Source organism: Mycobacterium sp. OAS707 (genome assembly GCF_014873705.1).
GTDB lineage: Bacteria > Actinomycetota > Actinomycetes > Mycobacteriales > Mycobacteriaceae > Mycobacterium.
This window is the reverse complement of sequence record NZ_JADBDS010000002.1, coordinates 243,490-256,457: the sequence shown is the minus strand read 5'-3', so window position 1 is coordinate 256,457 and position 12,968 is coordinate 243,490. Positions and strand designations below refer to the sequence as shown.

General features: G+C 65.0%; 13 protein-coding genes. 6 read left to right on the top strand and 7 right to left on the bottom strand.

Going from position 1 to position 12,968, the window contains the following annotated elements; all coding sequences use genetic code 11:
- The first annotated feature begins 10 nt into the window (after nucleotides 1-10).
- Both GGC64_RS11990 and GGC64_RS11985 read left to right on the top strand, forming a co-directional pair.
- A complete protein-coding gene (locus GGC64_RS11990; protein WP_225951709.1) occupies nucleotides 11-1,204 on the top strand; it encodes a serine hydrolase in 1,194 nt (397 codons plus the stop codon).
- Nucleotides 1,205-1,217: 13 nt separating this feature from the next.
- The gene (locus tag GGC64_RS11985) at nucleotides 1,218-1,682 is read left to right on the top strand and encodes an SRPBCC family protein (protein ID WP_192722739.1); all 465 of its coding nucleotides are present in this window, start codon (nucleotides 1,218-1,220) and stop codon (nucleotides 1,680-1,682) included.
- A gap of 7 nt (nucleotides 1,683-1,689) precedes the next feature.
- On the opposite strand, the gene GGC64_RS11980 is transcribed toward GGC64_RS11985, so the two are convergent.
- Nucleotides 1,690-2,172 carry a hypothetical protein gene (locus GGC64_RS11980; protein WP_192722738.1) on the bottom strand — a complete coding sequence of 161 codons (483 nt, stop codon included), beginning with the start codon at nucleotides 2,170-2,172 and terminating at the stop codon, nucleotides 1,690-1,692.
- Between the two features lie 168 nt (nucleotides 2,173-2,340).
- Nucleotides 2,341-3,300, bottom strand: coding sequence for an alpha/beta hydrolase (locus GGC64_RS11975; protein WP_192722737.1), 960 nt, complete (start codon nucleotides 3,298-3,300; stop codon nucleotides 2,341-2,343).
- A 25-nt stretch (nucleotides 3,301-3,325) separates the two neighbouring features.
- On the opposite strand from GGC64_RS11975, the gene GGC64_RS11970 reads away from it, so the two are divergent.
- On the top strand, nucleotides 3,326-4,783 hold the full coding sequence (locus GGC64_RS11970) for an ArnT family glycosyltransferase (protein ID WP_370582076.1): 1,458 nt from the start codon (nucleotides 3,326-3,328) through the stop codon (nucleotides 4,781-4,783).
- A gap of 72 nt (nucleotides 4,784-4,855) precedes the next feature.
- On the top strand, nucleotides 4,856-5,359 hold the full coding sequence (locus GGC64_RS11965; RefSeq protein ID WP_192722735.1) for a nuclear transport factor 2 family protein: 504 nt from the start codon (nucleotides 4,856-4,858) through the stop codon (nucleotides 5,357-5,359).
- 4 nt (nucleotides 5,360-5,363) lie between these two features.
- On the opposite strand, the gene GGC64_RS11960 is transcribed toward GGC64_RS11965, so the two are convergent.
- The gene (locus tag GGC64_RS11960; RefSeq protein ID WP_192722734.1) at nucleotides 5,364-6,428 is read right to left on the bottom strand and encodes a hypothetical protein; all 1,065 of its coding nucleotides are present in this window, start codon (nucleotides 6,426-6,428) and stop codon (nucleotides 5,364-5,366) included.
- A 55-nt stretch (nucleotides 6,429-6,483) separates the two neighbouring features.
- On the bottom strand, nucleotides 6,484-8,397 hold the full coding sequence (locus GGC64_RS11955) for an NAD(P)/FAD-dependent oxidoreductase (RefSeq protein ID WP_192722733.1): 1,914 nt from the start codon (nucleotides 8,395-8,397) through the stop codon (nucleotides 6,484-6,486).
- Nucleotides 8,398-8,483: 86 nt separating this feature from the next.
- Here GGC64_RS11955 and GGC64_RS11950 point away from each other — a divergent pair, with 86 nt between their 5' ends.
- Nucleotides 8,484-9,767, top strand: a complete 1,284-nt coding sequence (locus GGC64_RS11950; protein WP_192722732.1) for a cytochrome P450 — start codon at nucleotides 8,484-8,486, stop codon at nucleotides 9,765-9,767.
- On the opposite strand, the gene GGC64_RS11945 is transcribed toward GGC64_RS11950, so the two are convergent.
- Nucleotides 9,730-11,055, bottom strand: a complete 1,326-nt coding sequence (locus GGC64_RS11945) for an FAD-dependent oxidoreductase (protein ID WP_192722731.1) — start codon at nucleotides 11,053-11,055, stop codon at nucleotides 9,730-9,732. The two genes, GGC64_RS11950 and GGC64_RS11945, sit on opposite strands and share 38 nt — an antisense overlap.
- Nucleotides 11,056-11,112: 57 nt before the next feature.
- Between GGC64_RS11945 and GGC64_RS11940 the strand changes: the two genes are divergently transcribed.
- Nucleotides 11,113-11,757 carry a TetR/AcrR family transcriptional regulator gene (locus GGC64_RS11940; protein WP_192722730.1) on the top strand — a complete coding sequence of 215 codons (645 nt, stop codon included), beginning with the start codon at nucleotides 11,113-11,115 and terminating at the stop codon, nucleotides 11,755-11,757.
- Nucleotides 11,758-11,783: 26 nt separating this feature from the next.
- Here GGC64_RS11940 and GGC64_RS11935 read toward each other — a convergent pair whose 3' ends face one another.
- Together GGC64_RS11935 and GGC64_RS11930 are read right to left on the bottom strand one after the other, a co-directional pair.
- A complete protein-coding gene (locus GGC64_RS11935) occupies nucleotides 11,784-12,464 on the bottom strand; it encodes an HAD family hydrolase (RefSeq protein ID WP_370582075.1) in 681 nt (226 codons plus the stop codon).
- Nucleotides 12,461-12,910: a hypothetical protein gene (locus GGC64_RS11930; protein WP_192722729.1), complete on the bottom strand. Its 450-nt coding sequence runs from the start codon at nucleotides 12,908-12,910 to the stop codon at nucleotides 12,461-12,463. The genes GGC64_RS11935 and GGC64_RS11930 overlap by 4 nt, the downstream gene beginning before the upstream one ends.
- Nucleotides 12,911-12,968: the final 58 nt, after the last annotated feature.

The following is a 12,968-nucleotide window of genomic DNA, read 5'->3' as shown; positions in this document are numbered from 1 at the left end:
CTGGCGGGCGATGAAATCACGGATGATCGTCTACGCCGCTGCGGCGGCACTGCTGCTGACGATGTCCGCGTGCGGTGAGAAGTCGGTATCGCAATCGCCGACGCCCGCTCCCCCGTCCACTCCCGCGATCACCAAACCGATCGACGACACCCTCGCGAAGCGACTCGACGCGGCCGTCGACCAGGCCATGACAGCGGCCGGCGTGCCGGGTGCCATCGTGGGTATCTGGGGGCCCGACGGCGACTACGTGCGTGCCTTCGGGGTCGCCGACAAAGCCGCCAGGGCACCCATGAAAACCGACTTCTACAGCCGAATCGGCAGTGTGACAAAGACATTCACGGTCACCGCTATCCTGCAACTCGCAGATCAGGGCAAACTTGGCCTCGATGACGCGATCGCCGAATTCATCGACGGGGTTCCCCTTGGTAACAGGATCACGTTGCGCCAGTTGGCCAGGATGCAGACCGGGCTGGTCAACTACACCGCGACTCCGGAGTTCCAGAAGGCGATGTTTACCGATCCGCGCCGGCCGTTCACCCCCCACGAGTTGATCGATTTCGCGTTCACGCAGCCGAATACGTTCCCGCCGGGCCAAGGATTCGAATATTGCAACACCAACACGGTGCTGCTCGGCATGGTGGTGCAGAAGGTCAGCGGACAACCGTTGGCCGCCTACATCCATGACCACATCCTGGCCCCATTGGGCATCATGAGCCACACCAGTTTCCCGACCACCAACGCCTTTCCCGAACCGCACGCGCAGGGCTACACCAAGCAGACGGCTGACGGCAAGGAAGCCGTCGCCACCGACTGGGACCCGTCGTGGGCATGGGCGGCCGGAGCAATGATCTCGACCCTCGACGACATGCGAATCTGGGCGCCCGCCTTGGCAACTGGCAAGCTGCTGACTCCGCAGATGCAGGAGCAGCGGCTGCAGACGGTCGGTTCGCCCGGCATGCCGCCGCAGGACGGGTATGGGCTCGGCATCTTCAACCTCGGCGGCTGGATCGGGCACAACGGCAGCCTTCCCGGCTTTCAGGCCGTCGTGGTCTACCTGCCGCAGAAACAGACCTCCTTGGTCATCCTGACCAACACGGATATCGAATATCAGGGCGGCGAACCGAGCACCACGCTGGCAACCGCGATCACCAAAGTGCTGACGCCGGACCACGTTTACTCGCTTGGTCCGCAGATGCCACGTTGAAAGAGGAACACAAATGCAAGGTTCTGCGTCCGTGTCCATGTCGGCGCCCGCCGACAAGATCTGGAACCTGATCGCCGATGTTCGCAGCACCGGCAAGTTTTCACCGGAGGTGATGGAGGCCGAATGGCTCGACGGGGCGACCGGGCCCGCGTTGGGTGCGCGGTTCCGCGGACACGTCAAGCGCAATGAGATTGGCCCGGTGTATTGGACCACCTGCAGGGTCACGGCGTGTGAGCCCGGCCGCGAATTCGGCTTCGACGTGCTGGTCGGCGACACGGTAGCCAACACGTGGCACTACCAGCTGACGCCGACCGAGGGCGGCACCGACGTCACCGAGTCGTTCCGGATGCCGGACAGCCTCTTCGCGAAGCTGTTTTCCGTACTCGGCGGCCAACTGCGCCGACGGCGCAACGTGCGCGACATGCGCACCACCCTCGAGCGCATCAAAGCTGTGGTCGAAGCGCCCGAGGGTGGCTAGCTAACCGTTATTGGACGCCGATGCCGAAGATCGGAATCCAGAGGCCGAACAGCCAGATGCCCCACTGCCCGAACCCGTTATCCCAGACCGGGTTGACGTTGTAGCCCCAGTAGTTGAACGGATGCGGCGGGCCGCCGTCCCATTGGAACGCCGGCGGCGGGCCCCAGCCCCACGGCGGCGGGCCATTGCGGTCGTCCCACCAGTCGTGGCGGTTATTGGCCCACCACGGCCCCTTGTCGCCATTCCAATCGGCGCCGTTGTTGCCGCACCACGGCGGGCAGTAGTTGCCGTTGCCGTTGCCATTGCCGTTCCCATGGCCATTGCCGCGACCATTGCCGTCACCGCACCATGGTGGGCAGAAATCGTCGTGCGGCTTCAGTGGTGCCGGCGCAACCGGGTCGGCGGACGCCACGGCCCCACCGGGTCCGATGACCCCGAAGCCGAGCGCGCCGACGATCATGGCTGCTGACACGAATTTCGACAGCCCCATCGTCAATTAACTCCTACCTTGAAGTTCCGTCGTCGCATGCGACGCCGGAACGTCACTATTCATTCCCAACCTGGAGAAACGCAAACGTCTGCTCCTACACCGATATCGGCTGTTGCGGCGACGCCGTTACCAATCGGATGTTGTTGGTGGATCAGGATTTTGCGGAAATCAGAGGGCGCGCAGGCGACGGATGCGATCGGCGATTGCTCGCTGTGAAACGTCGGCTTCGCGGGCCAATGCTTCGAACGCATGGGGGCAACCGGGATGCAGGTGCAGCTCCGTTGGCACCCCGGCATCGGACAGCCGGCGTGCGTAGGTGACGTCCTCATCGCGGAAGATGTCGAGGTCGCCGATGTCGATGTAGGTTGCCGGGAGCCCGGTCAAATCCGTCGCGCGCGCAGGGGCGGCATAGGCCGATACGGCGTCACTGCCCGCGCCCTCGCCCAGCAGCGCCGCCCAGCCGGTGATGTTGTCGTCGTAGGTCCACGTCAGAAACGGCAGCAGGTCGGGATCTGGGGTCTGCGCCCGGTCATCGAGCATCGGGTAGATCAAGATCTGCGCGGCGACGACCGGGCCGCCGCGATCGCGGGCCAGCAGGGCCACCCCTGCCGCCAGGCCGCCACCTGCGCTGTCTCCCATCAGTGCAATGCGGGCGGGATCCACGCCGAGGCTCGACGCGTTGTCGGCGAGCCAGCGAAGCGCGGCGTAGCAGTCCTCCACGGGGGTGGGATGCGGATGCTCGGGGGCGACCCGATAGTCCACCATCAGCATCGGTACGCCCGAGGTCGCAACGTATTCGCGCACCGCGAGGTCGTAGACGCGGCCGAGGTGTTCGAGGCTGAAGATCATGCCGCCGCCGTGCAGGTACAACACCGCACTGCCGGGCTGACGTTCCGCAACGTGGTACCAGGTGAGGTCTAACGTCGCGCCATCATCTGTGGTCAGGGTGTGTTTGTCGACCTCGACTCCGGCGACCGGTTGCCACGTCGTTGCGACGTAGTCGAACATCCGGTGGCCGTTGGTCCGGCGGCTTTCGACGTCGCCGATCGGCGGCGCTTCGGCCTGCCCTACGGCTTCCATCAAGGGGGCGAGCCCCGCCTGCACCTGCGCGTCGATACCGAGTGCCATGCCTGCGACAGTAACGTGGGAGCACGTGGCAGACACCGCAATCGATACGCTTACCGATCGGCGCGTCACTCCGTTCGCGGCCACCGCCGTTATTCCGATCGCAGCCGTCGTCACACTTTTGCATTGCGTCGCAAGCACATTGGGCAAAGACCATTGGTTTGACGAGGTCTACATGTTGGCGATCGGCCGTAACCACCTCGACTGGGGGTCCGCCGATCAGCCGCCGCTGGCGCCCGCGCTGGCCGCGTTGATGGACTGGCTGGCGCCGGGTTCTCAGGTGCTGCTTGCGCTACCGGCTGCCCTTGCGACCGGATGCGCGGTGCTTGTGGCAGGACTCATCGCCCGAGAACTCGGATGTGACCGTCGCGCACAGGTTTTGACCGCCGCAGTGCAGGCCACCTGCCCGTGGACCACGTTTGCCGGTCATTGGCTGACGCCGTACACGCTGGAACCGGTCCAGTGGCTGGTGCTGTTCTGGTTGCTGGTGCGCTGGATCCGCCTGCGCGACGATCGGTTGCTGATCGCAGCAGGGGTGGTCATCGGCGTCGCAGCGCAGACGAAGTTTCAGGTGCTGCTGCTGTGCGTCATGCTGCTCGCGGCGGTGACGGTCTTCGGCCCACGAGCGTTGTTGCGGCGTCCGCTGTTGTGGGTGGGCGCGGTCATCGCGGTATTGCTCGCGGCCCCGACGCTGATCTGGCAGTTCGCCAATGGCTGGCCCCAACTCAAGATGACGCCGGTGGTGGCGGGCGAGGCCGATGCACTATCCGGTGGTCGTCCGGGGATTGCCGTGATGCTGATCGGCTACGCCGGCGTCGCCGGGGTGGCGCTCGTGCTGTACGGGCTGTGGCGGTCGTTCCGCGATGACGAGCTGCGCGAATACCGCTTCATCGCAGCCACTTTCATCGCGATGTATTTGCTTTTCGTGATCGCCGCGGGCCGCCCGTATTACCTGATCGGGACCTACGCTCCGCTGGCTGCCATGGGTGCGCTCGGGCTGCAGCGACGCAGGGAAGCGGGCCGCGTGCGGCGAAAATGGCTCGCATGGCCCGCGTACGCACTGAGTGTCGCGCTCGCGATCGGCGCGTTGATTGTGTCGGTGGCGGCCGTCAACTCGGGCGTCGTCGAACAGATGGCACAGCGCACCGCCGACGCCTACCGGACGCTGCCGCCCGATCAGCGAGACCACACCGTGCTCATGGGTGAGTCCTACATCATCGCCGCCTATATCGACCGGTACGCGGATCGATACCACTTGCCAATCGCCTACAGCAGCAACCGCAGTTACGGCTATTTCCCGCCGCCGCCGAACGACAAGGACACAGTTCTCTACGTCGGGCGGGACCCGAGCGCACTATCGCCCTACTTCTCCGAGGTGCGCGCCGTCACCGATGTCGGCGACGATATGCGCGCGTATCTGCTGACGGGACAACGCCAGTCGTGGGAGGTGATCTGGCCGCGGTTGCGCACTTTGACGGTGTCCTGAATCCGCTCCGCTGCCGCCGCCAGGCTGGTAGAACAAGTTCTAGTTCTGCACGGTGAGCCGAAGGAGACTCTGATGGGTAAGTGGTCACGCGAGGAACTCGAAGAGGCATTCCAGGCTTACCAGCAAGATGTGATCGACGTCGGCAAGACCTGGGACTGGTCAAGCTACGCCGATCATTTCACCGAGGATGCGAAGTACGTCGAACACGCCCTGGGAAACATGGAAGGCCGCGAAAACATCCGCGAGTGGATCGTGTCGACCATGAACATGTTTCCCGGCAGCGAGATGCCGTCGTACCCCGTTGAGTGGTACTCGATCGACGCCGACAAGGGCTGGGTCATCTTCAAGAACATCAACACCATGAAGGATCCCGGCGACGGCAGTGTGCATGGCGCGGCAGTCATCACCGTGCTCGAGTACGCGGGCGATGGCAAGTGGAGCTACGAGGAAGACGCGTACAACCCGATGAACTTCATGCTGATGATCCAGGGCTACATCAAGCGCTGCCACGAACTGGGCACAATTTCCGACGATGCGAAAACCTTCGCCAAGAACATGAATTGGGAACTGGCGTAACGGATTACTCGAGAACTCCGTAGTCGCTCGACACGACAAAGCTGTGCGCACCGATCACACATTGGATCGTGCCCTGGTAGCCCCGGCCGCAACTCGCCTGCCCGTTGTCGAGGCGGTGCCCTTCGAGCAGGGCGTCGACGTCACGGGTGAATGTCGGTGTGTCGGAGTGAACGTAACGGGCCGGTGCGCCGGTTTCGACGACGGTCTGGTTCATGCCGGCTGGCACATCCTTTTCGGGTACGAGGTCGCAACCGGCCACGGTGCCGCCCGGGCCCATTCCACAGAAGTGCGACGGCCCTCCCTTGATGCTCTCGGTCTTGAAGAAGATCCAGCCCGGGTCGTCCGGTGTGGTGTAGCGGCCGCGGCCGGGTGAATAACCTTCGATGCCGCTGCGCGCTCGATCGTTCGAGTTCGCGGGGATCGGCCGGCCCGTCGCCGCGGCCGTCACTCTGGTAAAGAGTTCTTTCCCAATCTCTTGATTCCCCGCCCGATCGAACCCGGGTGGGGTGGGGGTGATGAAGCCGATGACGACGGTGGGCCCCTCGGCGTAGGCGTAGCCCTCTGCGCCGGGAGTGTTGAAGTACCGCACGGTGTGCCCGTCGAGCGTGACAGTGTCATTGCGGGTTTCACCCACCCGCGACAGGAACGCGTCGGCGAAGGCGCCGCCATTACCGGATTCGGCCTTACCCACAAGGGCTTTCAGGACGACCTCATCGGGTGACTGATACGTGTCCGTGATTTCGGCTGCGGTCAGATCAGACAGCCCAGCAACGCCATCCGCGCCGGCAAGACCGGGACCAACGTCGGCGGCGCAGATTTCCCTGATCCCGAAATAGCTCGGCAATTGACCCGAGTACACGTCCTCGACGTCGGGCGCGCCGCGTGTGCCGGCGTGGCACGCTGCCGGTGCGGCTGGCGCCGGCGTGCTGGTCGCTGTGCTCGACGATGGCGATGCCTGGGCGCTCGATGTGTTGTTCGGGGCCGTTTGGCTTGACTCGCACCCCGCGCAGACCACCAGCGCCATCGCAATGGCCACCAAGAATGCTGCGCGCCTGCTCCCCCAGTTCACGATCGCCAACGTATACCGCAGCGACCTCACAGGGAGTCTTTTGCGAATTCAAATATTAACGGATGAGGAAGTCGCCCGAGTCGGGTTCGCGGGTCCAGGTCCAGTAGTCGACGAGTCGCCACGGGCTCAGTCCGTGCACCTCGCCGAAGCTGTTCTTGTAGAACGAGTGCTTGATCGACGGCTGTGACCACACCAGCCTGCGCATCTCGGCTTGGCTTCTCTCATGCCAGTCGGCCGTCTTGTCCTCGCGCGGTTCCATCGATTTGTGCCCACCGTCGATCAGCAGCTCCAAACACTGTGTGATGTAACGCATTTGACACTCGGAGTGAAAGATCAGGCTGCCGCCACTTGCGAGATTCGTACCGGGCCCGTACATACAGAAGAAGTTCGGGAAGCCGGGCACCGTGATGCCGAGGTACGCCGACGGCCGTTCCCCCCACCGCTCGGCCAGGATTTCGCCGCCACGTCCGACGATCGTCATCGGCCAGAGCAGTTTCGTCGCCTGAAATCCGGTGGCGTACACGATGACATCGGCCGGATAGCGTTCCCCGTCCGCGGTGATGACGGCGTCGGATTCGATGCGGTCGATCCCGGTCCGGACCAAGTCGACGTTGTCACGGGTCAGCGTGCGCAACCAGCTGCCGTTGTCCTGCAGCGTGCGCTTGCCCGTCGCCGGGTAGTCGGGCACCACCTTGGCCAGCAGCTCCGCATCGTCGCCAACCTGACTGGTGATCCATTCGGTGAACATGATTCGGGTGATCTCGTTGATCTCGCTGACCGCCTTTTGCTGATCCGGGTAATCCGGGTCGACGTACGCGGCGGCGAGCCCCTTGTCGCACCCCGGCCAGAACAGCAGGAACCGGTACCAGCGGCCGTAGAACGGCAGGTGCCGCAGTGCCCACTGCACGCCCGGCCCGACCGCTTCGTGGTAGTTCGGGTTCGGGAACATCCACTGCGCAGTGCGCTGAAACACGGTCAGGTGACCCACGGTGTCCGCGATGGCCGGTGCGATCTGGAATCCGCTGGCACCCGCGCCGATCATCGCGACCCGCTTGCCGCGCAGGTCGACGGAATGGTCCCACTCGGAGGAGTGAAATGCCGGTCCGGCGAAATCCTGTTGCCCCTCGATCTTGGGAAGGTGCGGCCGGTCGAGCTGCCCGACGGCGCTGATCACCGCTCGCGCCGACAACGTCGTCGCCACCCCGTGGCGGTCACGCGCGTGCACGGTCCACGTGGCGGAGTCGTCGTCCCAGCGGGCCTCGGTCACCTCGGTTTCCCACAGCACGTGCCTGCCGATGTCGTGTTTGTCCATCACGGTCTGGAAGTACGCCTGCAGCTCGGGTTGCTCGGCGAAGAAGTGCGTCCACTGGTCGGTCGGCTCGAAGCTGTAGCAGTAGAAGTGGTTGCCGACATCCACACGTGCACCGGGATAGGTGTTCTGCCACCAGGTTCCGCCGACGCCGGCGTTCTTCTCGACGATCGTGAAGGGGATGCCCGCCTCTTTCAGCCGGATGCCTGCCAGCAGACCCGACTCCCCGCATCCGATCACGACGACCGGCAGGTCCGCAGGGGTGCCGCGAACCGCGCGCGCATCTTTGCCGTCGAGCTCCATCTCCTCCAGCAGCATCGGCACGTATTCGGGCGGCACCGGCTCACAGACCAGCCACTGCATCATCTCCTGCAGCAGCTCGGGGCCGATCGGCTCGGGCTCGGGGCAGCCGCGATCGCGATACGACGCGATGACCTCTAGCGCGATCTTGCGCGCGGCGGCCTTGTCCTCCTCGGACATGTAGCCTTGCACCTCGTTGAGGAACAGCCCAGCGGGTTTCAGGTCGCCGCGTATCAGGCTGGGGTCGCCGGACATGTGGACCAGGGACAACATCAACGTCGGGATGCTGACGTCGAGCAGTGCCTGCGCGATCTCCTCGTCCGATGACGTAAAGGGTTGCCCTGCATGTGGGTTACGCACCAGACGGTGCTACCACGCCGGATGGGCGATTGGAACATGTTTCAGAAATCCGTGACGACGGCTGAGCCGCCACCTACGCTCGGTACGTGGGTATCGCGGCTCGGGTGAACGGGACGGCTCCCCCGGACGTGCCGCTTTCCGACGTGAACCTGGGCTCATGGGACTTCTGGGCACACGACGACGACATCCGGGAAGGCGCTTTCGCCACGCTGCGCCGCGAGGCGCCGATCACCTTCCATCCGGCGTTCGTCGTAGACCCGACGGTTCACGTCGCCGGTCACTGGGCGGTCACCCGCTACGACGACGTCTTCTACGCCAGTCGCCATCCCGAGATCTTCAGCTCTGCCAGGGGCATCGTGATCGGCGACCAGAATCCAGAGCTCGCCGAGTACTTCGGCTCGATGATCGCCATGGACGACCCTCGGCATACCCGCCTACGAAACATCGTCCGCAGCGCGTTCACGCCGCGGGTGCTTGCACTGATCGAAGACTCTGTGCGCGACCGTGCGCGCCGACTGGTCGAGGCGATGGTCCGCGATCATCCGGACGGCACGGGTGATGTGGTCGCCGAGCTGGCGGGTCCGCTGCCCCTGCAGATCATCTGCGACATGATGGGCATCGCGGAGGAGGACCATGACAGGGTCTTCCACTGGACGAATGTGATCCTCGGCTTCGGTGATCCCGACATCGCGACCGACCCCAACGAATTCTTCGACGTGGCGGTCGAAATCGGGGCGTTCGCATCGGCGCTTGCCGACGAGCGTCGTGCCCACCCCGGCGACGACCTGACGACAAGCCTGGTGCAGGCCGAAGTCGACGGCGAGCGACTGACGTCTGCGGAAGTCGCTTCCTTCTTCATCCTGCTCGTCGTCGCGGGTAACGAGACCACCCGCAATGCGATCAGCCACGGGGTCCTTGCGCTGAGCCGCTATCCCGAGCAACGCGACGACTGGTGGTCCAGCTACGACGAGGTCGCGCCGACGGCCGTCGAGGAGATCGTGCGGTGGGCCTCGCCGGTGGCCTACATGCGTCGCACCACCACCTGTGACACCGAGCTGGGCGGCGTGAAACTGGATGCAGGCGCAAAGATCACGCTGTGGTACGGCTCCGCCAACCGCGATGAATCGAAGTTCACCGACCCGTGGACATTCGACGTGCGCCGCCACCCCAACCCCCATGTCGGTTTCGGTGGCGGCGGCGCGCATTTCTGCCTCGGCGCCAACCTGGCACGTCGCGAGATCACGCTGGCGTTCGAGGAACTACACCGGCAGATTCCCGACATCACCGCCACCGAAGAACCGGACCGGCTGCACTCGGCGTTCATTCACGGCATCAAGCGGCTACCGGTGTCCTGGACACCACCTCGCTGAGTTCTGCTCGCGTCGGCCCGTCCGCAACGGGCGGGCGCCAGCCCGACGCGTAGATCTCGCGCGCGCGGGCGTGGGCCGGTGCAAGGCTGGCAGGCAGCGCGTCCATCGTGGCATAGCCGGCGACGACGTCGTTCAGGGTGGCATCGACCGCGCCGGCTGCCACGATCAAGTCGGAGGGCAGTCGGCGGCTGACATCGACATCTCCGCCAGCCCACCGGCGGAGCCGATCGGAGTCAGCGTGCTGGTGGTCATCGAACCACGGCCGAATGTGTCCAACGCACCAGTCGTCGAATTGTGCTGTGGCCGTGTCGATGTCGGCGCGGTGACGATCGAGGATGGCAACGAGCTCGCGGGCCTGCATCAGCGCCAACGAGATGCCGCGGCCGGCCAGAGGTGTAGTCGTGCACACCGCGTCGCCGACCGAGAGCAGACCGGGTAGGGCCGGCCGGCCCGAACCATTGAACTGTCCGCGGTAGGTGTTGTAGAGCCGACCACCCGGTAGCGCACGCGAAACAGCTTGTGCGCGTGCCGAATCGATCCACTGACAGAGCTGCGGAATGGCGCGCACCGCATTGTCGAACGCCTCGTCATGCCGCAACATCCGTAGCCGCTTGTCGATCCCGTCATGGATGAACGTGATCGAGAACGTGCCGTTGTCGTGAACAAACGCGATCACCAGATAACCGGAGAAGCTCAGCGACAAGCCGATCGGCGAGTTCATCGGCCCCGCGTCATCAACGTCGTGCAGCCGATACTGCCGCGTGACGTATACCGCGCCGCAGTCGCCGCCTTCGGGCTTCGGCCGGATACCGTCGGTGAACCGGCTCGACCGGCCCGACGCATCGATCACCAAATCCGCCGACACCGTCCGCCCATCCACGGTGACGCCGACGGCTCTGCCACGATCCTGTTCGATCCGGTCGACATGGCCACAATGCAGCGTCACACCCGGTTCGGTCGTTGCGTGGTTCCGCAACACGCGCTCGAAAACGGCCCGGCGGCACAACAGGGCGACGGGCCGGTTCTCGGCGACAGTCGCGATCCGCGCCCCGGTAGCTACGAGGCCGTCGAGCACGTCGGGCATTTCGGCACTCAGCGCATCGATGACCTGGCGCCGGAATGTGTGGGCGTGGTCGAACTGCATCACGCCCCGGCGTTGCCAGACGGCCTCCGCTCCCGACGGCGGACCCGGGTCGCGGTCGACAACGACGACCTCATGCCCCCGCCGAGCCAGCCCGATCGAGGTGAACAGGCCGGTCGGCCCCGCCCCGACGACCACTGTCCGCACATCCGCCTCCATATTGAGGTATCATTGAGTGTAATGAATACACTCAGGGTCACCTAGATGACGGCGCCTGTCAAGCGGGGGTACCGCTCGCACCTGCGGGCAGCCCAGGCGGTCGAGACGCGACGGCGGATCGTAGCCAGCGCGGCTCGGCTGTTCGTCGAGCAGGGATACGGGACCACCACGGTCGATGCGGTCGCCGAGGCCGCAGGCGTCAGCCGTAAGACCGTGTTCACCGCCGTCGGAAGCAAACTCGATCTGCTCACCACCGCGGTGGACTGGGCGGTGGCCGGCGACGACGAGCCCGTGCCGCTCGCCGATCGAACGACGATGCGACAACTTCTGCAGCAGCGCGATCCCGGCATCCTGTTGACCGGATTGGCGCACTCGTTCACCGCGATCAGCATCCGTGTCGCGCCGCTGTACGGCGCGTTGGAGGCGGCCGCAGGTACCGACCACGGCGCGCGTGCCGTGCTCGAACAGTCGCACCGCCGCCGCCTCCGCGATGCCCGCAGGGTTGCCGAGCGGTTGCGGGATCTCGACGCGTTGACCGGCGACCTCACCTACGAGGAGGCAGTCGACCTGGTGTGGTTGGCGATGGACCCGGCGTTGTTCGACCGGCTGGTTCGGATGCGCGGCTGGGCCGCTGAAAGATTCGAGGAATGGTTGGCAGAAGACCTGTGTCGACGCCTGCTCGGCGGATAACCAGAACCCCACCCCCCTGCGGTGAACTACTTCGCCAGTTTGGCGATCAGCGTGTCGCCGATGTGCTCGCACAGCTCCTGAGCGTCCTCGAAAACCGCTTGGGCACCGGCCGTTTCGAGCTCGCCGCGTGACACGCCGCCGCTGAGGACGGCGATGGTGGGCACTTTGGCGCGATTGCATGCTTCGACGTCCCATACGGTGTCGCCGACGAACACGGCGTGGTCTGCGTCCACGCCGGCGCGTTCCATCGCGACGTCCACAATGTCGGGCTTGGGCTTGGCCGTGTCGACGTCGTTTGACGACGTCACCGCCGACACCAAACCGTCACTGGCCAGCACCTCACGCAGGATCTTGAGCTCGTCCTCGGGTGCCGACGTCGCCAACACGACCTGCAGGCCGAGCCCGTCGACCGCCCGCAGCAGCTCACGTGCCCCTGGCAGTGGCTGCAACAGCGGCACCATCTCCTTGTAGTACCGCGAATGCAGGTCCTTCAGGCGCGAGCGGGTGTCCTCGTCGGCTTCGTCGGCCAGCGTCTTCACCAGCGTCGAGCCGTCCATCCCGATCGACCGGTGAATCCGCCAGGCCTGCACGTCGACTCCGGCCTCATCAAAGGCGCGATACCACGCCTGCACGTGCAGATAATTGGAATCCACCAGGGTGCCGTCGATGTCGAACAGCACGGCTGGCCGGTTGCCTCCCGAGGTCACAACCGATGCCGCTTGGTGGTCGGCGTCTGCGTCCGAACCTGCTGCGTCTCGGCACCTTCTGGGCCGTCGAATTCACCCTTGGGGCCCTGATCGTCGCTGCGCTTGGGGTCGAGGGCGTCGGCCCGCTCCCGGTGTGCCTCCAGCTCTTCGCGTGAGGCGCTCGCGGCATCGCGATGGGTGCGCGCGGTGTCCTGCAGGCGCGCTGCTTCGGCGGCTTTGACTTCGGCCTCGGCCTGCGCCGCGCGCGCCCTCGCCTCGGTCTCGGCGGCGACGGCTTCGCGCTTTTGGACATGCTCGCTCTTCTGGCCGATCTCCTCACGCAACTGTTCTGCCTGCGCATGCCTGCGCTTGTTGCGGGCGCTGCGGGCCAGGAAAACCACCAGTGCAATTACTATGATCGCCGCCACCACGGCGACAACGATCCAGATAACAGAGTTGCTATCCACGTCGGCTCCTTCTGTCGGTCGGGCCGCTTCGTGATTGACGAACCCGCTAATTCGCCGG